Genomic DNA, 24513 nt, shown 5'->3' on the forward strand with positions numbered 1-24513 from the left:
GTGAGCGTGCGGTTTCCTCTTTTCATTGATACCGATAATAGGACGTTATGTTAACTTCACATGTATAGAATATAAATTTATATCCTTTAATAAATCCAGGATAAATATTCCATTTATTACTCATTTTGTGTAAAATTACACTTATATAAGAAAGGGGTGTAACCAAATGGCTTTTGAATCACTTCCTACTTGGTTTTGGAGTGTTTATTATATTTTTCTATTGTTAGCTTTTGTAACAGCTCTGTACAGCTTATTTAAGAAAAAAGAGAAGTGGTTGTCTGCTTCTGTTGTTTTGACTGCTCTTCTTGTTCCATTTGTGTCCCTTCTTTATAGCATAGGACGACCCGAAGGAAAGAATGAAGCAGAACATTTGATTGACGAACTCAAAAAAGGAGAACCTTGGTCTATACTTGTCATTGTAGGTTATATACTTATTCTCTTCTGGTTTATTCGTCCACTCATTAACAAAGAGAACCAACTGAAAAATAGGAAGATGTGAAGCGAAAAACGAACCTCCAATAACGATAATTATGTAAATAAGCTGTCCACATGGGCAGCTTATTTTATTTTTCCGCATAGCGTAGGTTGTTTTGCAAAATGTTGGTGGTATCCCTATACAGTTACTCATAATTTTCGTACTGTGTAACTCGAAAGAGAAAGTTAAATGAAACCATTGATACCAAGGGACTCAGCGAAGGGGTCAGTTACACACAATATAAGATATGGGTAACTAAGGAAGGTGATCGCATGATAAAATTAATATATTAAACGCCATGTTGTATTAATTTGTTTTTTGAGGAGAGTGATTATTAATATGAGCTTGTTGGAACAAATGTTGAGTAACTTAACTAGCTGGTCAATGTGGGGCTTCATTGGAACGATTATTGCATTGATATTTAATTTGAGAAATGCTAATTCATTGAAGAAGAAGGATTTAAGAGCATTTGTTGTGGTTGAAAGTACAATAGCTAATCCCTATGCAGGTGATAAAATATTAAAAGAAGGCGGGAGATTAATTCTTACAGAAGAATATAAAAAGGCACTTGCTGAATATAGGCTGAGCGGATCTGATAAAAAAATAATACAAGGTACTTTTATAAGAATAAAAAATATAAGTTCTAATCATTGTTTTGATATGCAAATAAAAGTGATTTTAAAAGATAAGACTGGTGAAAATACATTTAATACAGTAGATGTTTATGTATTAGAAGGTAAGGATGAATTATATATTCCATCATTGTCTTTTAATACTGAGGTTTATGAAATAAAAAGAGTTGAAGTAGAATATAAAACAATAGCAAATGAAAAGATGAAGTACATAAATCAAACAATAAAAAATAGTAAAGGTGAAGATATTGTGAAACATAGTATGCATGTTAGAACATGGTTGCGAGATCGAGAGGTAGTTATGACTAATGGCTCAAGTTTGAGATGGGAAGTTATAAAATAAGTGGCAGAGTCTTGACCACTTTTTGGCAGGAAATGTGTCGGTTGTTTTGGAATCAACGTGATATATTTGTATTGTGAGAAGTGGCGGAAAACACAACTCATAAATTCCTTTATAAACTATATGTTGTCTAAACGGTTTCATAATGACGGCACATAAAATCCGAAACCAGCAGATGGTAGTGGTTGAATGATACCGTTATTAAGGAGAGCTTTTGCTCTTCTTCGAGTTACTTAGTATTGTTGGGTAGTTAAATACAAACAGAATTAGATGGTTGGAAGAAGAATAAAACTTCATTTACCGTAATTGAAGTACAATTCAATACTTAATGAAAAAAGCACCTATTCAGGTGCTTTTTATTTTGAGGAAGTGATTATATGTTTAACCATGTCGCTTGAGTGTTATGGCTTTAGTATTTTTATTTAGTTTGGTATTTAAATATTAGATTTAAAATGGGTACGGGGAGCTTTTTTAGAAAATATCGTTTGTGGATAATACCTTTCTAATTTAAATTTCTATTTGCATAAAAAAGGTGAGAATGATAATATTTGTTATGGATAAATATAGAAATATATGGAGGTAATCATGAAAGCAGAATTTCCAGAGTTTCAAGGGTATAACAACGATCAATTTAAAGAATTATTTAAAGAATGTATATTTGTATTTGATACGAATGTTTTATTGAATTTATATAAGTATTCTATTGAAACAAAAAAAGAATGGTTAGAAATTTTACATAGAATTGAAGATAGATTATGGATGCCTCATCAAGTTGGATTAGAATATAATTTTAATAGGTTATCAGTGATAAGTGATCAGGAAAATTTTTATAATGGTTTAATTTCTAGTCTTGAATCGGGTTCTAAAGAGTTTATTAATGAGCTAGCTAAAAAATATGATAAAATACATCCTCATATAAAATGGGACAATATTAAAGCGCAATTAGAAGGGTGTATTACGAATCTGACTGAAGATATAAAGGTGAAACAACAAGAACACCCTAATCTCTTTGCCGATGATGAGGTATTAACTGAAATAAATAAATTATTTAAAGATAAGGTCGGAAATGCCTATTCTCAAGATCAATTGGATAAAATTTATGAAGAAGGAAAGAAAAGGTATGATAGAAAATGTCCTCCTGGCTACAAGGATTTAGCAGAAAAGAAAGGGCAAGTCAAACAGTACGGAGGAAATATTTACAAGGATGAGTATGGAGATTTAGTGGTTTGGTATCAAATTATTGAATATGCAAAAAATAATGAAAAACCAATAGTTTTTATAACTGATGATCGAAAAGAAGATTGGTGGGGGAAACAAAGTGGAAAAACAGTAGGACCACGTATTGAACTGTTAAATGAATTTAGTTTGAAAGCTGGAACTTCGTTTTATATGTATCGAGCTGCTAGATTTTTAGAAGAAATTAGAGTGCATTTACATGAAAGTGTAAATAATAAGGCGATAGAAGAAGTAAAAGAATTGAATTTGCAAAATGAAATTGAAAATGAAAAATGTATACGAGACCAAGTAATCTATAAAAGTTATAATAGTATCTTAGCGGAATATAATAAAAAAATATTAGAATTCAGTAAACATAATCCAGAGCAAAAAATTAAGGGATTAATAAGAGAGATTGAATCCTTGACCACTGAAGTTACGGAATACTACGCAAGCAATAAAATACATCTGATTCTTAATCAAGAAAATGATGACTATGAACGTATTAAAATGTTGAAAGAGTTAAAAAATATGATAATTTTATTGGAAAAAAACGCTAGAGATGAAAATAATTAAGGATAAAAAACACCCAGTAATTAGGGTGTTTTTTATTTTTCAAAAAAGAACCTTCAAATTCGTAGATACTTCTAAAAATTGATATTTAGTATGCAAGTAAGATAACAAAATATAATACAAGGATATGAAAATGAGTTCAAGAGGTTATTGTAAGGAGGAATTAGATAAATGAAACTCAACAAAAAAGAACAAGCGGTTGTGATATAGGTGCGATTGAGGTAAAGGATGTTGCATGAATACAAAAACAAACAAATGAAGCGTAAGTTCTATGACAGTGGCGAATGGAAGAGTATAAGAGAACGAGTAAAGAAGCGAGACAATTATGAGTGTCAGGAGTGTAAACGTAATGGTCGCGTTCAAACAGACACAAAAGAATACAGTGAGAGTGCAAAGCGTAAGAAGATTCAGCTCGTTGTCCATCATATAAAAGAACTTGAACATCATCCAGAACTTGCTTTAGAAATAGATAACTTAGAAACAGTCTGTGTGGATTGCCATAATAAAGAACACGGTAGAGTGTTTGTTAAAAAGATAAACAAATGGGAAAACGATGAAAAGTGGTAAAAATGATTCGATAATAATACCCCCCCTTAAAATATTTCATCAAAAAATGCTCTAAGGGGCACCGGAGGAGGGGGTTAACTGTCAGGTTTTTTTCGAAATTACGCACGTAAGGGGGGTGGGTAGATGGCTGTCAGTATTACAAAGTTAAAGGAACAGCTAATGAACAGTATTGATGTTGAAGATTTAGTCGAGGTTGAAAAAGTAGAACGATATATTGATCTAGTTAAAGCATTTAGAAAAATAAACAGGACTATCAATAAAGAAGGTGAGTCTGTTACAGTCAAAAACGGATCTCAAGTTTTTGTTAAGGCCCATCCTCTTATAAGTGAGAGAAATAAAATTAACAGTTCTTTAATTGCTTTAGGAAGAGATATAAAGTTTGTTTGTAAACCAAATATTCCTAAGGCTGGTTATAATAAAAGTGATTTAACATGATTAGGCAAAAGTATGTAGAAGAATACATTGGACTTTATCGAAGTGGAAAAATAAAGTTCAACAAAGAGAGAGAACTGTTAATTAATTATCTAGAAAAATACGTTTTAAACAGAGACGATTTGTATTTTGATGATGAAATGATTCAGGATTGTATCAACTTCGGTGAGAAGTGGTATTTTCCATTGCAGCCATTTCAAAAATTCTTAATAGCATTCGTTTTTTTGTTTTATAAGAAAAATGGACGCGTATTTTATCGGAAATTCCTATGGATGTTAGGACGTGGTGGCGGTAAAAATGGTCTGATATCTGTAATTATTCACTTTTTAATTAGTGAATTGCACGGTATTCCAGAGTATAACATCTCTGTTGTTGCGAATAGTGAGGAACAAGCGAAAACAAGTCCTGACGAAGTGCATAAATGCGTAAAGAAAAATGAGGTTTTACAGAGAGCGTTTAAAACCACATTAACTCAAACTGTTTCAAAGGCTACTGAAAGTATACTAAAGTTTAGAACTTCCAACGGGGATACAAAAGACGGATTGCGTGATGGTGCAGTTGTATTTGATGAAATACATCAATATGAAAGTAATAAAGACGTTCGCGTCCATATCAGTGGCTTAGGGAAAAAGAAAAACCCTCGTGAATTTTATATTGGTACAGATGGTTATGTACGAGATGGGTTTTTAGATAAACAAAAAGAAAAAGCTATGAAGGTTTTAAATGGTGAAGCTCGTCCTAATGCCGTATTTCCTTTTATCTGTAAGCTTAATGATGAAAAGGAAGTTGATGATATTGATAATTGGGAATTAGCTAATCCTATGTTATCGCAGCCACTAAGCGAGTATGCTGAGGGATTACTTGAAACGATAAAGGAAGAATATGAAGATTTAGAGGATGATCCAAGTAACCGAGAAGAATTTATGACAAAGCGTATGAACTTACCAGTTACAAATCTAGAACGATCTGTTGCAAAATGGTCAGAGATTCTTGCTACAAACCGTCCATTCCCTGATTTATATGCTCAAGAATGCATAGGAGCGTTAGACTTTGCGAGTATTCGAGATTTCGCAGCATGTGGTCTTTTATTTAGACAAAATGGTGAGTACATTTTTAAAACCCATTCCTTTGTGCGTAAAGAATTTGTTGATATTTATTATGGTTATTCTAAAAAAGCTGGCGAGTATAAAAAACAAAAATTTGCTCCTATAAAAGATTGGGAAGAGCAAGGTTTACTAACAGTTGTAGATGAACCAACTATTAATCCTCAACACATTGTTGATTGGTTTGTAGAAATGAGAGAACAATATGGAATTAAAAAAATTATTGCTGATAACTTCAGAATGGAAGCAATAAGACCATTATTAGTAGCAGAAGGGTTTGAAATAGAAGTTATACGAAACCCAAAAGCTATTCATAGTTTATTAGCTCCACGTATTGAAATGGCATTTGCAAATAAACAAATTGTCTTTGATGATAATCCGCTAATGCGTTGGTATACGCAAAATGTGCTGGTTGTTATCAAAAGTGATGGAAATAAAATATATGAAAAGAAAGAGCCTGTACGTAGAAAAACTGATGGATTTCAATGTTTTGTACATGCTCTCTATAGAGCTGATGAAATACAAGAAGTAACGGATTTCATTATAGGTGACATTAAATTCTAGTAAAGGGGGTGATAACCATTGGATGGTTAGGTTCAGTATTTAAAAGAAACAAAGAACTAGAATTTATGGTGGATCTGGACATAATTACTGATACGGCGAACAGGGTTCATATGAAACGATTGGCAATCGATACATGTGTATCATTTTTAGGGAGAACGATTAGTCAATCTGAATTTAGAGTAAGACATGGTAACACATTTGAGAAGAATGAGCTTTATTATCGATTAAACGTTAGACCGAACAAGAATATGACCGCAAGTACCTTTTGGGAAAGATTTGTTCGCAAACTTATTTATGATAATGAGTGTTTAGTTATACAAGCAGATGATGGTGATTTACTTATTGCAGATGGGTTTCAACATAATGAATACGCCGTGTTTGAGGATACTTTTACTAATGTAATAGTAAAAGATTATACGTTTAAGAGAAGTTTTAGGCAAAGTGAAGTAATTCACTTAAAGTATCGAAATGACAAATTATCTCCGCTTATTGATGGTTTATTTAAAGATTACGGAGACTTGTTCAGTAGAATACTGAGTTCCCAAAAACGAAAAAATCAAGTTCGTGGAACAGTTGATATGGAAATGTCAGGTGCCAAAACGGAAGAGAATATAGCGAAATTACAAAAATTTATTGATGATATGTATCAAGCGTTTGGTAATAAGGATATTGCTATTGTTCCACAACAAAAGGGTTTTAGTTATAACGAAATATACAATGGTGTTGCGAATGGACCAAGCGTGGAAGAAATCAATAAAGTAACGAATGGTTTCTTAAATCAAGTATCTATGTCAATGGGGATTCCAACAGCTTTGATATATGGCGAAATGGCTGATGTAGAGAAGCAAACGAAAAACTACATGCTATTCACCGTAAATCCTTTATTAAAGAAACTATCTGATGAATCAAATGTGAAGTTTTTTGAGATGAAAGATTATCTTGTGGGACAAAGGATAGAAATAAAATCTATTTCTTATCAAAGTATTTTTGATCTTGCAACAAGCATTGATAAGCTCATTTCCTCTGGCGCCTTTACAGGTAACGAAATTAGATTGGAGGGGGGATATGAAGCTTCAAATGATCCGAACTTGGACAAACACTATATTACAAAAAACTATACTCAAATGAATGGAGAAAAAGGAGGTGAGGAATGATGGAGCATGTGAATATGAATAAGCTTTTGAACTTAAAACGAGATATTCGTTTTGAAGCTAAAGGTGAAAATGAGTACAAATTAACTGTTTATGGATCAATTGGTGGATGGTTTAGTGAAAATAATGCTGAAGCTGTAAGAAGAAAAATTCAAGATGTTAAAGCAGAAAAAATTCATGTTCATATTAATTCAGGTGGAGGTTCCGCATTCGATGGTGTAGCAATTTGTAATCAACTAAAGCAGCATAATGCGAAAATTATAATTCATATTGATGGTTGGGCAGCCAGTGCCGCGTCTGTAATTGCGATGGCAGGTGATAAAATCATTATGCCTAGTAATACTATGATGATGATTCATCAAGCAAGTACCTTTGAATATGGAAATGCAGATTTATTTGAAAAAACAGCACGAGATTTACGAAAGATTGATTCAGCTTTAGCGGCATCTTATAAAAAACGTTTTGTTGGAACAGATGAAGAATTAAAACAACTTTTAAAAGATGAAACTTGGTTAACAGCAGAAGAAGCGGTTGCTCTTGGTTTAGCTGATGAAATTGCAGATGAAATTGAAATTGATGATACGCAAGAAGATGAAGAAGTGGAAGTTGTAGAAAATTTTAAAGAAGATTTAGTAGCTAAGTATATGAAACAACCAAATAATCAAAATCCCAAAGAGTCTATTCAAGAGCCTGTTAATACAAAACAGAATCTGAGTACGCTCTTTTTAACTTTAGGAGGAAAATAAAATATGGTTATTAAGTTTAATAATTTTGAAGAGAAGAAACTAGCTTTCGCGAAAGCAACACAAGAAGGTACAGCGGAAGAACAATCAGCAGCGTTAAATTCCATGATTGAAGCACTTGCAACAGATGTTCGTTCAGATATTTTAAATCAAGTGAATGAATCAATGGTAGATCGTTCTATTATGCAATCTCGTGGTTCTAATGTACTAACAAGTGAAGAAATGAAATTCTTTAATGCCGTTGTTGAAGAGGGTGGGTTTAAATCTACTGAGACTTTACCTAAAACAACACAAGAGAGAATTTTTGATGATTTAGTTCAAGGTCATCCGTTGCTAGAGCATATCGGTTTAGAGAATTTAGGAGCCGTGACAGAATTTATTTATGGAGATTCAGAGGGTGCAGCTGTATGGGGACCGTTATTTGGTGATATTAAAGGACAATTAAATGCTACATTCCGAAAAGAGTCAATTACTCAACTGAAATTAACAGCATTTATTCCATTAGCAAATGATATGTTGAAGCTTGGTCCAGTTTGGGTGGAACGATATGTTCGTACTATGATTACAGAAGCAATGTCAGTAGGTTTAGAACGTGGTTTTGTAGCTGGTACGGGTAAAAATGAGCCAATTGGATTATTAAAAGATCCTAGCGGAAGTGTCACAAATGGAGTATATCCAGATAAAAAAGTTGCTGGAACTTTAACTTTTGAGCCTGGTCGCAAAACAATTAATGAATTAAAAGGCGTGGTCAAATTATTGGCTAAAAAATTAAATCCTGATGGTAAAACAGATGCAGATCGACCAAAAAATATTGCGGGTAAAGTAGTTATGGTAACAAATCCATTTGATACTTTTGATATTCAAGCAAATGCTACGATTCAAAATGCGGCAGGTGTATATGTAACGAGCTTACCTTTTAATCCAATCCCAACAGAATCTGTATTTGTACCTCAAGGACAAGTGGTTTTCTTTGTTAAAGGGGAATACATTGCAGCGATGGGTGGAACAGAGCCAATCAAGAAGTATGAAGAAACATTAGCTTTAGAAGATGCAACTGTTTATATTGCTAAACAATATGCTACAGGTAAACCGAAGGATAAATACACTTCACAAGTTTACACATTAAAGCTTGAAGAAGTAACTCCACCAACACAAGGATGATGTGAATGAATACAGTAATTTCGAATGAAATATTACGGCAATTCAAAGATAGGATGCACTTAGGGGATGAGGAAGATGATAACCTAAAGCGCATCCTTTCTACGTCTAACAAGGCATTACTTAGGGTTTGTGGGAATTATGATTTAAATAAAGACGAGGAGTTCAAAGAATTAGTCTTTGAACGTTCTCGTTATGTTTATAACGATGCATTAGAGTATTTTGACAAGAATTTTTTAAGTCAGATTAATAGTTTAGGTATCGATAAAGCATTAGAAGAAATTAAATTGGACGGTGATTAATATGCGTCCTTTTCAGTACAAGAAACCACTGAATACAGGTGATTGTAGAAATCGAATTATCATTGAACAACCTGAAGTAATAAAAGATGATTTGAATCAAGAAGTTGAAACAGGTAATTGGCAAGAAGTAAAAAAAGCATGGGCAATGATAAAAACGGTAAAAGGTTCGGAGTACATTGAAGCTTCAGCATCACAATCTACACGAATTTATCGGTTTGTGATGCCTTATACAACAGGTATTACAGAACTAATGCGAATCAATATGAAAGGTCGTATCTTTGACATTATCGAACCGCCAATGAATGATAATGAAATGTATCAAACATTGACTATTATCGCAAAGGAGCATGTTTAATATGAATGATTTTGCGAGTGAGCTTGCTAGAGAATTGCAAAGATATGCAAATGTTGTGGAAGAAGAATTGTTGACAGCACAAGAAGAGGTTGCTGATGTTGCTGTAGAAAAATTAAAGCAAGGTAGTCCTAAAAAAACAGGGGCATATCGTAAAGGATGGCGTAAGAAAAAAGAAGGTAATGGTGTTGTCGTCCACAATTCACAAGGACAATTAACGCATCTTTTAGAAAATGGACATGCGAAAGTCGGCGGTGGCCGTGTACCGGCACAAGTTCATATCCTTCCAGTTGAACAATATGTAATTGATGAGTTGCCAAGACGTATTGAAAGGGCGCTTGAATAATGACATTAGGTGAGTTAATAAAAATCCTTGAAGCTACAGGTTATCCTGTGGCTTATTCGCATTTCATAGCAACGCCAGGAAAGCCAGTACCAGTGCCACCTTATATTTGTATCCTTGTTGATGGATCAGCAAATTTAATGGCTGATAATAAGGTGTATTACAAGATAGACGATGCAAATATTGAACTTTACACAAATAAAAAAGATTTAGTTGCAGAAGCAAAACTTGAAAAAGTCCTAGACGATCATGAGATTCCTTATGATTCGTACGGGACTTTTATTGAATCTGAAAAAATGTATCAAAAAATATACGAAACGAGGTTGATGTGAATGCCAGAAAATAAAGTAGCTTTCGGTCTGAAAAATGTCCACTATGCACTCTATGAAATTAAAGATGGTGTAGTTACATTCAGTACACCAATCCGATTACCAGGTGCGGTTGAATTAACCTGTGATCCACGAGGAGATCTAATTGAATTCTACGCGGATGACATGCTGTACTATGCAGCAAGCAATAACCAAGGTTATGACGGTACGCTATCCATCGCGACAATTCCAGAGCAATTTGCAGTTGATGCATTGGGAGAAGAATTAGACACAGAAGATGGTGTATTAAATGAATTAGCTGACGCAAAAGGAAAACCATTTGCTTTATTGTTTGAATTCGATGGCGATGTACGAGCGACTCGACATGTTATGTTTAACTGCGCAGCAAGTCGTCCAACAATTGCATCTAAAACGAAAACAAATTCAGCAGAACCTAACACAAATGAACTTAAATTTGTATCAAGCCCTATTGATATTAACGGAAAACGTATGGTTAAAACGAAAACTACAACTAAATCAAAACAAGAAATCTATGATAATTGGTACAAAAAAGTGTATACAAAGTTACCTGCAGTACCAAAAGGGGCGTAAGTGAATGGAAAAGACAATTACAATAGACGGAAAAAAAGTCAGATTAAAAGCTACAGCAGCAACAGTTAAGCGATATAAAGCACAATTCAGACGGAATTTATTTGCTGATTTGATGGGATTAGGGGCAATTAGTGCAGTAACTTCACCAGGTGGCTCACAACAGCCAATTGATATGTCTAATGTTGATTTAAGCAATGTGGATTTTGAACTTATTTATGACTTAACTTGGTTATACGCTAAAACGGCTGATCCGAATATTCCTGATCCTATGACATGGCTGGATGAATTTGAAGAATTCCCAATTGAAGAAATTATGCCAGAGGTAATGGAATTAGTTCAGCTCACTATGGGAGCAAAAAAAAAATAAAGAAAAACAATGGAGAGCAAGGGACATTCAGTGATGAAGAATTTACCACTGAATTGTTTCTTGCTCTTTGTTATAAAGCAAATTTAACACAAGGTGATTTAGAAGAAATGACCGTTGGTGATTGCTTTGATTACATTGCTGAATTCGCTGAGTTAGAGAATCCAGATAAAGAAAAAGTTAGAAAAGCAGGTCAAAAAGACTTCGATTCATTCTAAGAAAGGGGTGAGAAAATGGCAGGAAGAATTAAAGGGATTACGATTGAAATTGCCGGAGAAACCACAGGGCTTCAAAACGCTTTAAAAGATGTAAATAAACGAAGTAATGATTTAACTAAAGAACTTAAAGACGTTGAACGGTTGTTAAAGTTTGATCCTGGTAATGTGGAAGCATTAGCGCAAAAACAACAGTTACTTACGCAACAGATTGAAAATACAACGCAAAAGCTAGATAAATTGAAAGCAGCGGAACAGCAAGTACAAGCTCAATTCCAAAACGGTAAAATTTCTGAAGAACAGTATCGTGCATTTAGACGTGAGATTGAATTTACAGAAGGGTCACTTAATGGTCTTAAAAATAAACTAGGAAACATGAAAGCTGAGCAAGAGAATGTAGCGAGTTCCACAAGGCAATTAGAAACATTGTTTAGAGCTACAGGGAAAAGCGTTGATGATTTTGCAGGAGCATTAGGGAATCGTCTTGTGAATGCAATTCGAAATGGAACAGCTACAAGTCGTCAGTTAGAGCAAGCGATTGGAATTATTGGCCGCGAAGCATTAGGAGCAGAAACAGATATAGAAAAATTACAGCGAGCGCTACGATCTGTAGATGCTGGTAATTCAATTCAGCAAGTACGAAATGAACTGAGAGATTTACAACAAGAAGCTGGAAGAACTGAGAAGAAGTTTGAAGGTCTAAAAGTTGGATTAGAAAATGTTATCGGTGGATTAGCAGCTGGTGGCGGAATTGCAACGGCTATTGAAAAAGCAATGGACATGTCAAAGCTACAAACGAAGATTAATATCTCTTTCGATGTTCCTGAGTCCTCAAAGAAATCAGTAGAGGAAGCAGTAAGAGGCATTTCAGCATATGGATTAGATGCTGAAGAATCGCTTGAAGGTGTAAGAAGACAATGGGCTTTAAATAAAAATGTTAGTGATGAAGCAAATGCTTCATTTGTAAAAAGCGCAGCTGTTATTTCTAAAGCATATGCAGGTATAGATTTCACTGAATTAATTCAAGAAACAAATGAAATAGGAAATGAATTAGGGATTTCCCAAGAGGGCGCTCTTGGGATGGCTGATGCATTACTAAAAATGGGCTTCCCACCAGAACAATTAGATATTATCGCTGAATATGGTGGTCAGCTGACGCGAGCAGGCTACAACGCTGAAGAGGTCCAAGCAATCATGGCAGCTGGGGTTGAAACAGGAACATGGAATTAGATTATAGTTCCCTTGTATGGTGACATACAATGAAAAACTCCTTTAATTCAGTGAAACTCTCGAATGAGACAATACTGAGCGAAGCCTTTTAATTAAGGAACGTGCAACGACTAGTCGAAAGACGTAGGGTGTAAGCAAATGACACTCGAAACGGGGAGCAACTCAAGTAGTTGAAGATATAGTCTAATCTATGCGGTGACGTATAGCAGTTCATAAGAGAACGGGCGTGACGTTGCGAATCACGTTGAATATAAATGATTGATAATCTCTTAGATGGTTTGAAAGAGGGACGGATTAAAGCAGCTGAATTCGGTCAAGGTGTCGATAAAGCTATGAAGGAAACGTTGGAAGGTACTAATATCTCAGCAGAACAATTACAAAAATGGGGACAAGCTGTAGCTAATGGTGGTAAAGAAGGTTCAGCCGCTATGACTGATATTGCTTTAGCATTGTCACAAGTAGAAGATGAAACGAAACGTAATGAATTAGGGGTAAAACTATTCGGTAGATGATAAATTGTGCCGAATTAAAATCGCGGTATAAAGCAAAAAGGGTGCGAATCCTAATTTGAACCGAAGGCTATACGAAGTGTAGTCAGGGGCAGAGCATAGAGGGTGAAAAGATATAATCCCTCCACGAGACCGCGACACTTATTAGTGAAAACGTATGCCGAACTTACAGGAAATGAACTGTAAGAAGTAGAGGATAAAAAGCCTTTACGATAACAAAATGACAATGTATGAAGATCAAGGGCAAAACATCATTAATACTTTGCTAGGTGCGAAAGATAAAACGGTTGATTTTGGAAAACAACAAGATAAATTGAATGATTCCATTAAGAAAATGGATGCAAACCCAGCGGTTAAATTCCAAAAGGCGATGCAAGATTTACAAATGGCTCTCAAACCTGTTCTTGGAGTTATCGCTGATGTTGTTGCTAAAATAGCGGATTGGATTTCTAATAATCCTAAATTAGCGGCTACGTTGGCAGCTATAGCAGTAGCTATTGGTGTAATTTCAGGAGCATTTATGGCTTTAGCACCAATCGTTGTCGTCATATCGAGTATAGGTTTAGCGATGACAGGTTGGATAGCTCTATTCGGTGTGATTGTTGCAGCTGTAGTTACTTTAGGTATTACTATATATAAAAATTGGGATTCTATAAGTCAATGGACGATAGATACCTTTAATTCTATAGGTAAATATTTATCTGAATTGTGGAGTGGAATAGTCGAAACAGCATCATCGTGGTTATCTTCGCTTGTAGAATCAGTGTCTGGTTGGTGGGCTTCTCTAGTAGAATCAACGACAATGTGGCTATCTTCACTTGTCGAAACGGCATCGTCTTATTGGTCATCCCTAGTAGAAACAGCCTCAGGATGGTTTTCTTCTTTAATTGATACAGCTGTAGGTTGGCTCTCCTCTTTGGTTGAGACGGCATCTACTTGGTGGTCATCTTTGGTAGAAACAGCAACTCAATTTTTCATACAACTATACCAAAAATGGCAAGAAATTTGGAATTCTATACTTACATTCTTAGATCCAATTATTTCATTAATTTCAACGGTACTACAAGCTGGATGGTTATTAATCCAAGCTGGAGCGCAAATTGCTTGGGCGGCAATATCTCAATATATTATTCAACCAATTCAACAAGCTTATGAATGGGTAAGTACAAAAATTGGCGAATTAGTTACATGGCTTGGTACACAATGGGAAATTGCAAAAGCGGTAGCGCAAGTTGCGTGGGGATTATTTAAACAGTATATCATTCAACCGGTTCAGGAAACTTGGACTTTAGTGAAGCAAAAATTTACTGATTTAGTTTCTTGGCTTGGTTCACAGTGGGAATTAGCGAAGTCTTACACACTAGCAGGGTGGAATTTAATAAAACAGTATGTTATTCAACCGGTTCAAGAATTGTGGAATACAACGAAACAAAAGCTTTCAGATTTAGCTAACTGGATATTAGGAAATTGGGAATCTATAAAATTGTATACACTCGCGGCCTGGAATTTAGTGAAGCAATATGTTATTCAGCCAGTAACAGACGCTTATAATCAGGCAAAGCAAAAATTTACTGATTTATATAATTCAGCTAGAGAAAAATTTGATTCCGTAAAGAATGCAGCGCAAGAAAAATTTGAAGCAGCGAAACGATTTATTATTGATCCAATTAAAGATGCGGTTGATAAAGTAGAGCGATTTGTAGATAAAATCAAGTCATTCTTTAGTAATTTAAGATTAAAAATACCATCTCCAGAAATGCCTAAATTACCACACTTTAGCTTGCAGACTAGTACATGGACAGTTATGGGGAAAAATATCACTATCCCATCAGGCGTTAATGTGGACTGGCGTGCAAAAGGTGGTATCTTCACTAAGCCGACAATATTCGGAATGAACGGTGGCAATCTACAAGGGGCTGGCGAAGCTGGTGATGAAGCTGTTTTACCTTTAAATAAAAAGACACTTGGAGGTATTGGTGCGGGAATCGTAGCAGCCATGCCTCGAGGTCAATTTGCTATGTCAGGTGAAATAAATCAATTAATGAGTGACATGGGACGTATGATGACTAGTTCCGCAAGCCAATTGGCAGGACTAAAAAATGTCATGAGTGGTGTGTATGGAAATATGTCGAATAGCAGACAGGCGATGACAAATAGTGTATCAAATCAAGTTGTTAATAATTCTTTTGGTTCATCAAGTAATGGAGTAACCCCAATGCTTGGCGGTAATTTAGTTGTGGAAGTTCCTGTTGTTTTAGATGGACGAGATGTGGCACGTGGTACTTATCGATATACAACCGAGTATCAAGAAAGGGAAGAAAAAAGAAACTCAGACTTTTAGGTTTGGGTTTCTTTTATTTTATAAAGAAATGAGGTGTCAAAATGAGCTCTTTCAAATTTAACAATGAACGTAAAAAGTATATCCAAATTGCAAAAGGTTGGAAAAGACCAACTTGGGCACCATTGAAACGGAATTTTCTAAGTACCCCAGGATATCCTGGGGCAAGATTATTAAATACACAAACAGAAATGCGTGTTTTATTAATTCCTGTAGGGATTATAGTTCCTGATGATGCTGATTTAGAAATGGTAAAAGAAGAAATTGCAAGTTGGTTAATAACAGATCAACCAGTAGAGCTTATTTTTGATGTAGAACCCAATAGAACATATTTAGCAGTTGTGGATGACAGTTTTGATCCAGATGAGTTTGTAACACTTGGAATAGGAACAATTAAGTTCATTTGTCCAATGCCATATAAGTTAGGTCCTGTACAAAGTAAAACCCTTGCTATTGAGAACAGTGACTTAAAGTCTAACTTTATTAACAAAGGATCTGTAGAGTCTAATCCAATTATTGATATAACTGTAGGGGCAAAGAGTCCTTTTCTGGATGTATGGAACGGGCTAGAGTACTTCAGACTGGGTTATCCAGTCCCAATACAGACGGTTGTGGTATCTAGAGAGGAACGTATTTTATGGGATGAAATGACGGACTTAACCAAATGGACACCGTATACTCAAAAAATCGGTTATATTCAGCCCGCAGGTAGTTTTAAAGTATGGCAAGGTTACGCATTCTATGCTGAAGATTATGGTAATGGTACCGCATGGCATGGACCTGTAATGACTAGGGCAATCCCTCAAGATGCTACTGATTTTATTTTAGATTGTCAATTCACACTACAATCTACTAGGGTTGGTCAAATGGGTTCTGTAGCTGTATTTCTTCTAGGAGATAATGATGAAGTTATGACTATGCTGGATTTAACAGATTACTACAATACTATGCAAAACATCAATGGTAGAGTAGGCGTAGGTTGGATGGAATCTGAGGTCAATAAAGATAACTATAGAATCATAGAATCCACAGGTGGTATTCGTGAAGGATCGTTCAATGATTTTAGAGGTCACTTGTCAATGAAGCGTGAAGGTAACAAGTGGTCTGCTAAGGTATCTAAATACAGAGCGAATACAGAGATTGATAACGATACTGAATTAGATTATTGGATAGACATAAGCAATACATCTAAATATACAAGTATGAAGCCGAAAAAAATTGCTGTAGCAGTTACTAAATACGGAAATAATGATGCGATGGAAGTCGCGTTTGTTGAAGATGTTAAGTTTTACAAGATTAATCATTTCGATAAAGATGTAACACCTTATATTTTTGATATAGGAGATAAAATTCAAATAGACACAGAAAGATCATTAGTAACAATCAATGGAACAAATGCAATTGCACTAAAAGATATATTTAGTTCATTCCCTGTTATAAAGAGAGGGAAAAATGAAGTCATAATACGTCCAGCAAATGTAGGAATAGCAAAATTAACGTATAGGGAGCGATTTAGATGAGTACACCAAGTGGAGACTTACATGTTGTTGATTTTAAAACAAATCAAATCGTTTCAGCTATACAACCTAAGGACTATTGGAATGACAAACGGCATTGGGAAATTAAAAATAATATTGATACTCTAGAGTTTAGGGTATTTGAGAATACAGATCATGCAGCAACACTTGTACAGCAAAATTTAGTATTAAAAGAAGTACGTGGCGGTAGAATCGTTCCGTATGTCATTACAGAAACGGAAAAGGATTCTAAGGATAGATCATTAATGGTTTATGCATCTGGTGAATGGATTCAGCTTGCTAAAGCAGCAATTATAGAGCCACAAAAATTGGAAAGCAAAACATTAAAACAGTGTATGGAAATAGCTCTTAAAGGGACGAAGTGGAAAATAGGTAAAACCGAACATGATGGAGCACATTCAATGGAAATTGAAGAATTTACAAATCCATTGGATTTTCTTAAACAAATTGCCGCTTCATTTGAAATAGAAATTCAATATCGAGCTGAAGTTGTTGGTTCTAAAATTGTTGGTCGTTATGTGGATATGGTTAAGAGACGAGGGCGAGATACAAGAAAAGAAGTAACCTTTGGTAAAGATTTAATAGGAATTAAACGTATTGAGAACTCTCAAAACATTTGTACAGCCTTATTAGGTTTTGTGAAAAAAGAAAATGGAGAATTTATTACAATCTCATCCATAAATAAGGGTGTTCCTTATCTTGTTGATGATGCAGCTTATCAACGCTGGAATGAGAACGGAAAACATAAATTCGCTTTCTACACTCCACAAACAGACGACCAAAATATGTCTCCAGAAAGACTTTTAACTTTAATGAAAACGGAAATGAGAAAGCTTGTGAATGCTTCCGTTTCTTATGGAGTCGATGTACAAAATATAGCTAGAATACCTAATTTATCACATGAAGAGATCAATGAAGGAGATACAATTCGAATTATAGATGAAGGGTTTACACCTAAGTTGTATCTTGAAGCGCGAGCTATTGCTGGTGATGAATCTTTTAAAGATCCTATACAAGATAACTATGTATTTGGTGATTATCGTGAAATCGTGGATCAAAATGATGAGTTGCGAAGATTATACCAAAAGATACTAAGTTCATTGTATGACAAGGTTCCGCAGGAGTTATTTGAACAATTAAATAATAAAGTAAAGAAACAAAACAAAGACATCATTGATGCTAAAGATAAAGCTGATCAGGCTCAAAAAGAAAGCCAAACAGCAAAAGACTTGGCAGAAGCAACACAAAAATATATGAATCAAAATCTTGTAGATATTATAGAAGGGGCTAATCCACCTACTACTAATCTTAAACCTAATAAAACACTATGGCGTGATATTAGTAATGGTAAGCCTGGTATTTTAAAAATATGGACAGGTGTATCGTGGGAACCTGTTGTTCCTGATACAGCTCCATTACAGCAAAGTATTAAAGATGTTAAGAAAGATATTGAAACAGCTAAAACGGAATTAAATCAAAAGGTTCAAAGTGTGGAAGGTAAAGCGCAAGAGATAGCTGGACAAATAGTGGATGTTCAAAAGCAAGTTAATGGCAAAGTGGATCAAACATGGATTAATACACAGTTAAAAGATAAAGCCGATAAATCTGGAGTGTTTACAAAAGAGGAAATTAACAATGGTTTTATAGGGAAACAAATCTATGAAACTGATAAACAAGGGAATGTACAGAAATTCAAGGATATTAATACATCGATTGGTCAAACAAATGAAGCTCTTACACAGAAAGCGGAGAAGTCCGAATTAAAGAAAACGAATGAAGGCATGTCACAGTTGGAGCAGAAAACAAACGAGATTAAGACAACAGCTGAGGGGACGAAACAGACTCTTACAGAACTTAAAACGCAAGTAGATAATACAAAACTAGATGGACGAAATTCGCTTAAAAACTCTAATTTTTCTAGTTATATTGTTAATGATTCTATAAGTTGGGACAAATCGTTAAATGGTAATCTTCAGGCATCTGGTTGGGGAAGTGGGTATAACGGTGGTGTAGCAGATCCAACAAAAGGTTATCATGCCCATCTAGATATAACTACTTTCGGTTATCCAGTTGTAGCGTTTATTAATAAAAACAGTATTATCGGTCAAAAAAATAGATGGCTGGGTATCGCTGAAGATGTGGTTGCAGAATTTGCGAGAAATAATGTCGCGGGTAAAGAAATTACTATTAGTATGGATATTTGGTCAGATACAAAAGGTTTCCGTATAAACGGTGGGTTACATCATTTTATTGAAGGTAACACAGCACAAAGCTTTCACAGTGGTCAGTATGTGTTTAACGTAAGTGAAGTTAATAGATGGGAACGCTATACGTTTACCATGAAACTTCATGAAAAATTTGACGTTACTAAAGCTGTTAGATTGTATATATATGGTGGCGAAGGTATTGAAGGTACAGCGTATGTAAAAAACGTCAAACTTGAATTATCTAACGTTGCTACAGCATGGACACCAGCTCCAGAAGATCAAGTAACAACAATTGATTTTACTAAAAAGACGGTAGAAATTGAGACTACTATTAAAGGGATTAACACGACGGTTTCTAATATTCAAAATGAACAAGGAAAGCTTACTGAACGTGTAACGAAATCAGAGCAAACCGCAGATGGATTTAAAACTTCTATTGAATCGTTAACAAAAAAAGATACTGAAATCAGTAATAAATTAAATACGGTTGAATCCACTGTGGAAGGTACGAAGAAGACTATTTCTGATGTGCAGCAAACAACAAGTGAGCTTAAGAAAACAACAACTGAAATTAAAGAAGAAGCAGGAAAAGTCACTGAGAAGTTGAATAGTGTGGAAAAAAAGTTTGATGATATGAAGATTGGCGGACGTAACATTCTGTTAAATACAGGTGGCACACTTAAATCTGACACAGGAACAACGGTGTCTAATATAGTAAATAAGTCATTTAAAATTGTGCCGGATGCTTTATCGATGCTACAAGGGCAGCAGTTTACTATTAGCTTTAAAGCAAGAACTATTGGATATGAAAAGGGAACACCGAATCCATGGGCTGGGGTAGAAGTGTGGATAAAGTATAAAGATGGTGAACAATTATGGCCTGGTGTTCGTTGCGAAAGTGATGTTAGCGCAAATCAAGAATGGAAAACATATTCCTTTACTTATAATCTTAAAGATAAAGCAATTGAGGTTTTCAATTCGCAAACGCTATTACGTAATGTTAAAGGCATGATCGAATTAAAAGAATGGCAAATTGAAATTGGAAATAAAGCAACAGACTATAAACCAGCAGCAGAAGATCAAGTAACAACCGATGAATTCACGAAGAAAACAACCGAAATCGAAAAAAGTGTGGATGGTGTAAAAACTACTGTATCAACTGTTCAAAAAGACCAAGGTGCAATGCAAACTACCTTGAATCAAGTTAAACAAACAACGGATTCTAATTCACAAACCATTACATCTCTATCTCAAACACAAGGCAAACAAGGAGAAATTGTACAACAAAACACGAGTGATATCACACAGTTGAATAATCAAATTAAATCCAAAGTAACAGATAATCAAATGCTAGAATATGTAGGTGGATTAGGAAGTACGAACTTACTATTTAATACTGCATTTGAAGATCGAGTAATAAACGCTACTACAGGAGCTGTAACGAGTAGAAAACCGAGTATTTCTAAATGGGGTGTCGGTCCAAACGGCAGTAACTTTACAGCTGTACCAGAAACAGCGAGAAACCATGACGGTATGAATTCCGTTAAATTAGAATCGTCCGGGCAGACAGTAGACAGAAATGCAGCGTTCTATCAATCATTACCTGTATCTCCTAACTCAGGTGATTATGTGTTATCTGCATGGTTTTACACAGATGCAGTTGCTACCATAGATAATACAGCATTTGTAATGATTGAATTTTACAATGGTTCTACTTGGGTTACGAATAAAGTCGTACAACTTGTACCATTACTGACTAATGGATCATGGAAATTTGTTAGTGTAACTATGCCATCTCCTGCATCTGGTGTTACTACGATACGTTTCGTAGTGGTTATTAGAAAAAACGGTAGACTTTGGGTATCGCAACCACAATTACAACAAGGTATTACACCTTCTAGTTTCATGGAGAATCCGAAAGACTATGCCAACTATGACCAACTTGTAGGCGAAATTGCAAAGAAAGTGGCTACTTCTGATTTTGATAGTAAAGTTTCTAAAATGGAAACAACGATCAATCAGCAATCTAACCGTATTGACTTAAAGGCAGAGAAAACGGATGTATACACCAAAACAGAAGCGAACGGTCAATTCGGAAGTAAGGCAATGGTGGAAAAGCACGAAAGCTCTATTACATTAATGTCTAATGAAATTAATTCAACAGTCAAAAAAGGCGATATTATCTCGACTATCAATCAAACAGCAGAAGCAGTTAAAATTAGTGCAGGTAAAATACAATTAGATGGAACAACAATAGCAAAGTATTTAGAAGCGCAGGAACTTAAAGGTACAACCATACGTACAGACAATGGTTCTAATTATGTTCACATTCAAAAGCAATTCATACGTTTGATGGAGTCGAATTTAAATCGAATGTTTATTGGTTATTACAAAAGAGCTGTTGATAGCCAAATACAACCAACAATACTTATGCATGATGATGTGGATACATCACGTTTCCGAGATGGTACTTTAACAATATCTCAATTCCCAGTGAAAGGAGAAAATTACTATACCGGTACCTTTGGTATTGTTAAAGGTTATGATGCGGATCAAACTCCACATTATTGCGCTAAATTAAATGTGGATACAAAAGGGGATGTATCTCTTAATGGAGATAACTATATTTATATTACTGGTAATAACGGAGTTACCCTAAGGTCTGATAAACAATTTAGCGCTTATACTAATACAATTCGTTTAGATTCTGTAAGCCATGTAGATATTCTTACTGGTGGGGCTTTGTTTATGAAAAGTAATCAGAATACAGAGGTCAATTCTGGTGGGCATACAATTATCACTTCTGGAAAAGGTATAAGTCAGTATGCAAAAAATGGATCATATTGGGTTGAAGTAGCCAACGGTGCTACCTTCACAGTATCTAATCCATCGAACGCATTTTGGGTAGACTCTGCTGGTGGAATAACGTTAAAAGGTGGATCTAAATCCGTATGGATGGACAGTCAGTCTTCCATTGTATTCAACTTAAAAGGAAAAAATATGCTTGATATAGTTGCAACGCCCAACGCTGAAACAGACCTTCGATTCCAAACAGTAATGCTACGAAATGGTAACGTTGAGGGATATACAACACTTCAGGTTAAAAATGGGTCAGGAAGTGCATATAACGCTGTTACAGCATCAGCTTTTCAAACGGCATCGAAACGTGAATACAAAACAAATATTCGTGACGTGCAGTTTAGCGCAATAGAAAAAATTATGGCACTTCAAATCCAACAATACAACTTGAAAACAGATATAGAAGACTTATATGAGAAGCGAATGAATCGTGTTGAAGGGGACCCAATTCTTACAACAAACGATATAGAAACTCACTATGGGTGGATTGCAGATGATGAAAATACTCCTGAGTGTTTTGTTACAAAAACAAGAAATGCAGCTGAAATATATTCTTCAGTAGCAATTCAAATAAAGGCATTTCAAGAAGAAAAACAAGCGAAAGATGCTGAAATTCAAGAGTTAAAAGAAGAAAATAAACAAATGAACAGTAGAATTGAAGTTTTAGAACAATTGTTACTTCAAAATTTAATTGATAAGAAACCAGAGCAGCCATAAGCTGTTTTTTATTTTGCATAAAATACGGCTTTTATAAGAAAAGAGGGGCAAATAGATGTCTCTCTTTTTATTTTGAAATGAGGTGGTCAAAATGGAAGGATTACAAGAAGTAAGAAGTGATGTTCAAGAAATAAAGCAAGATATTAAGGACATTCGCTTAGAGATTAAAAGTTTAGAAATGCGGACGACAGGTAACGAGAAAGACATTATCAATATCAATAAGCAATTAGATAAGATTAGCGCTAATACTACCTGGATCTTGCGACTTATTGTAGGTGGAATTATAGGCGCAGCACTCACTTTCTTTATGAAAGGAGGTGGTATGTAATGTTTGAAATTACTGTAATGATTGGAATTATAGTTGGTCTTTCACAGATTGGAAAAACAATTGGATTACAAACAAAATATGTTCCGTTACTAAATTTAACGCTTGGCATTGTGCTAGGCGTTTTATTTTTGGGCGGAGATATCAAAACAAATGTATTTCAAGGAATCATCATTGGACTGTCAGCAAGTGGATTATTTGACCACACAAAAATTATAAAAAAGGATGTTGATGCTAAATGAAAAAGACAATGAAACATATTACCTCGTTCCTTATGATTCTAGTACTTGCTGGTTCTTTTGCTACAAGTTCTTTTGCTGATAGAACGCTTATTATTCCTGATTTACCAAAACAACCATACCGTTATGGTGTAGGTGCTTATGAGGGAGTTGTAGCACATTCTACAGCAACTCCAGAAGCTCCAGCTATTAACATTCAAAAATATGAGTCTCGTACATGGAGAAATGCTTTTGTTCACTATGCAGTCGATTGGGACGAAACAATCCAAATCGCTGATACAAAGTACATTGCTTATGGCGGTGGACCTGCTGCTAATAAACGATTTGTACATGTAGAGTTATGCGAAACAGCGGACTATACAAAATTCAAACGCAGCTATGACAAATACGTTAAGTTACTAGCTAAAATCTTACGTGACCGTGGGTTATCTGTAGAAAAAGGATTGTGGACACATAGCGATGTAACTCATTACCTTGGCGGTACGGATCATGAAGATCCAATTGATTACTTAAAGTCTCATGGCGTTTCAGAAGCTCAATTTAGAGGAGATGTACAACGAGCATACAATAATTCTAGTGTGGATGTTTCTGTTCCTGAGAAGCCATCTAAACCAGCGGAAGTACCAACAGCAGTAACAGACGGTATCGCTTATATTAAAGGTTACAACATTAACTTACGTAAAGGACCAGGTACAAGCTATTCTAAAATTCGTCAACTAAACAAACCAGAATCTTATATTGTGTGGGCGGAAAAGGATGGTTGGTTAAATCTTGGTGGAGATCAGTGGATTAAGAACGATCCATCTTATGTGAAGTTTAATAAGAAAAGCACAGTAGATTCTTCTATTGTTGGAAAGCGTGTTGTTTCAAAAGTTAACAATCTACGTTTCTATGATACTCCATCTTGGCAGGATAAAGATGTTGCTGGTTCTGTAGATGTAGGATTAGGATTTACAATTGATGCGAAAGTAAATGTAAATGGTTCACCCCAATATAAAGTACACAATAGCAAAGGAAAAACATACTATGTAACAGCAAATAAAGCCTATGTGTATGTTAAGTGAAAAAAGAGGCCTACTCTTCATATGAGTAGGCCCTTTTT

At 35.0% G+C, this 24513-nt stretch carries 22 protein-coding genes and 2 pseudogenes; all 24 read left to right on the forward strand.

From position 1 onward, the window contains the following. Positions 1 to 166 precede the first annotated feature (166 nt). Entirely contained in the window at positions 167 to 499 is a 333-nt protein-coding gene (locus IBT51_RS11320) for a hypothetical protein (protein WP_078400819.1), read from the forward strand. A 315-nt stretch (positions 500 to 814) separates the two neighbouring features. Further along, positions 815 to 1450: a hypothetical protein gene (locus tag IBT51_RS11325; protein ID WP_200458315.1), complete on the forward strand. Its 636-nt coding sequence runs from the start codon at positions 815 to 817 to the stop codon at positions 1448 to 1450. Between the two features lie 582 nt (positions 1451 to 2032). After that, positions 2033 to 3238: a PIN-like domain-containing protein gene (locus IBT51_RS11330; RefSeq protein WP_200458314.1), complete on the forward strand. Its 1206-nt coding sequence runs from the start codon at positions 2033 to 2035 to the stop codon at positions 3236 to 3238. A 228-nt stretch (positions 3239 to 3466) separates the two neighbouring features. Continuing rightward, positions 3467 to 3802, forward strand: coding sequence for an HNH endonuclease (locus IBT51_RS11335; RefSeq protein ID WP_200458376.1), 336 nt, complete (start codon positions 3467 to 3469; stop codon positions 3800 to 3802). Between the two features lie 123 nt (positions 3803 to 3925). Further along, positions 3926 to 4237 carry a P27 family phage terminase small subunit gene (locus IBT51_RS11340; RefSeq protein WP_069355644.1) on the forward strand — a complete coding sequence of 104 codons (312 nt, stop codon included), beginning with the start codon at positions 3926 to 3928 and terminating at the stop codon, positions 4235 to 4237. Continuing rightward, positions 4234 to 5901, forward strand: coding sequence for a terminase TerL endonuclease subunit (locus IBT51_RS11345; RefSeq protein WP_200458313.1), 1668 nt, complete (start codon positions 4234 to 4236; stop codon positions 5899 to 5901). Before IBT51_RS11340 ends, IBT51_RS11345 begins: the two co-directional genes overlap by 4 nt. Positions 5902 to 5909: 8 nt before the next feature. Beyond that, positions 5910 to 7055: a phage portal protein gene (locus IBT51_RS11350; RefSeq protein ID WP_200458312.1), complete on the forward strand. Its 1146-nt coding sequence runs from the start codon at positions 5910 to 5912 to the stop codon at positions 7053 to 7055. Continuing rightward, the gene (locus IBT51_RS11355) at positions 7055 to 7798 is read left to right on the forward strand and encodes a head maturation protease, ClpP-related (protein ID WP_200458311.1); all 744 of its coding nucleotides are present in this window, start codon (positions 7055 to 7057) and stop codon (positions 7796 to 7798) included. Before IBT51_RS11350 ends, IBT51_RS11355 begins: the two co-directional genes overlap by 1 nt. A gap of 3 nt (positions 7799 to 7801) precedes the next feature. Then, positions 7802 to 8956 (forward strand): phage major capsid protein, encoded by a 1155-nt coding sequence (locus tag IBT51_RS11360; RefSeq protein ID WP_075718167.1) that lies wholly within the window; start codon positions 7802 to 7804, stop codon positions 8954 to 8956. 5 nt (positions 8957 to 8961) lie between these two features. Then, on the forward strand, positions 8962 to 9255 hold the full coding sequence (locus tag IBT51_RS11365) for a hypothetical protein (RefSeq protein ID WP_075718165.1): 294 nt from the start codon (positions 8962 to 8964) through the stop codon (positions 9253 to 9255). 1 nt (position 9256) lies between these two features. After that, a complete protein-coding gene (locus IBT51_RS11370) occupies positions 9257 to 9610 on the forward strand; it encodes a phage head closure protein (protein ID WP_069355647.1) in 354 nt (117 codons plus the stop codon). Between the two features lies 1 nt (position 9611). Then, complete coding sequence (locus tag IBT51_RS11375) at positions 9612 to 9953, forward strand: HK97 gp10 family phage protein (protein WP_200458310.1); 342 nt, start codon at positions 9612 to 9614, stop codon at positions 9951 to 9953. Next, positions 9953 to 10282 carry a hypothetical protein gene (locus IBT51_RS11380; protein ID WP_069355649.1) on the forward strand — a complete coding sequence of 110 codons (330 nt, stop codon included), beginning with the start codon at positions 9953 to 9955 and terminating at the stop codon, positions 10280 to 10282. Before IBT51_RS11375 ends, IBT51_RS11380 begins: the two co-directional genes overlap by 1 nt. Beyond that, positions 10283 to 10870 carry a major tail protein gene (locus tag IBT51_RS11385; protein ID WP_053564359.1) on the forward strand — a complete coding sequence of 196 codons (588 nt, stop codon included), beginning with the start codon at positions 10283 to 10285 and terminating at the stop codon, positions 10868 to 10870. A 4-nt stretch (positions 10871 to 10874) separates the two neighbouring features. Further along, positions 10875 to 11237 (forward strand): hypothetical protein, encoded by a 363-nt coding sequence (locus tag IBT51_RS11390; RefSeq protein WP_069355651.1) that lies wholly within the window; start codon positions 10875 to 10877, stop codon positions 11235 to 11237. Positions 11238 to 11290: 53 nt separating this feature from the next. Beyond that, complete coding sequence (locus tag IBT51_RS11395; protein WP_044798004.1) at positions 11291 to 11452, forward strand: hypothetical protein; 162 nt, start codon at positions 11291 to 11293, stop codon at positions 11450 to 11452. A 15-nt stretch (positions 11453 to 11467) separates the two neighbouring features. Beyond that, a pseudogene (locus IBT51_RS11400) lies at positions 11468 to 12676 on the forward strand (hypothetical protein); the annotation flags it as partial. 281 nt (positions 12677 to 12957) lie between these two features. Beyond that, positions 12958 to 13185 (forward strand): annotated as a pseudogene (locus IBT51_RS11405) (hypothetical protein); the annotation flags it as partial. A gap of 223 nt (positions 13186 to 13408) precedes the next feature. Further along, complete coding sequence (locus IBT51_RS11410) at positions 13409 to 15529, forward strand: phage tail tape measure protein (RefSeq protein ID WP_200458308.1); 2121 nt, start codon at positions 13409 to 13411, stop codon at positions 15527 to 15529. A gap of 41 nt (positions 15530 to 15570) precedes the next feature. Then, positions 15571 to 17046, forward strand: coding sequence for a distal tail protein Dit (locus IBT51_RS11415; protein ID WP_075719806.1), 1476 nt, complete (start codon positions 15571 to 15573; stop codon positions 17044 to 17046). Next, positions 17043 to 22847, forward strand: a complete 5805-nt coding sequence (locus IBT51_RS11420; protein ID WP_200458307.1) for a phage tail spike protein — start codon at positions 17043 to 17045, stop codon at positions 22845 to 22847. The genes IBT51_RS11415 and IBT51_RS11420 overlap by 4 nt, the downstream gene beginning before the upstream one ends. A gap of 91 nt (positions 22848 to 22938) precedes the next feature. Further along, positions 22939 to 23175: a hemolysin XhlA family protein gene (locus tag IBT51_RS11425; RefSeq protein WP_200458306.1), complete on the forward strand. Its 237-nt coding sequence runs from the start codon at positions 22939 to 22941 to the stop codon at positions 23173 to 23175. Next, positions 23175 to 23414, forward strand: a complete 240-nt coding sequence (locus IBT51_RS11430) for a holin (protein ID WP_161520528.1) — start codon at positions 23175 to 23177, stop codon at positions 23412 to 23414. Before IBT51_RS11425 ends, IBT51_RS11430 begins: the two co-directional genes overlap by 1 nt. Continuing rightward, the gene (locus IBT51_RS11435; protein WP_200458305.1) at positions 23411 to 24475 is read left to right on the forward strand and encodes an N-acetylmuramoyl-L-alanine amidase; all 1065 of its coding nucleotides are present in this window, start codon (positions 23411 to 23413) and stop codon (positions 24473 to 24475) included. The genes IBT51_RS11430 and IBT51_RS11435 overlap by 4 nt, the downstream gene beginning before the upstream one ends. Positions 24476 to 24513 lie beyond the last annotated feature (38 nt).

The organism is Bacillus sp. S71, from assembly GCF_016625265.1.
Lineage (GTDB): Bacteria > Bacillota > Bacilli > Bacillales > Bacillaceae_G > Bacillus_A > Bacillus_A cereus.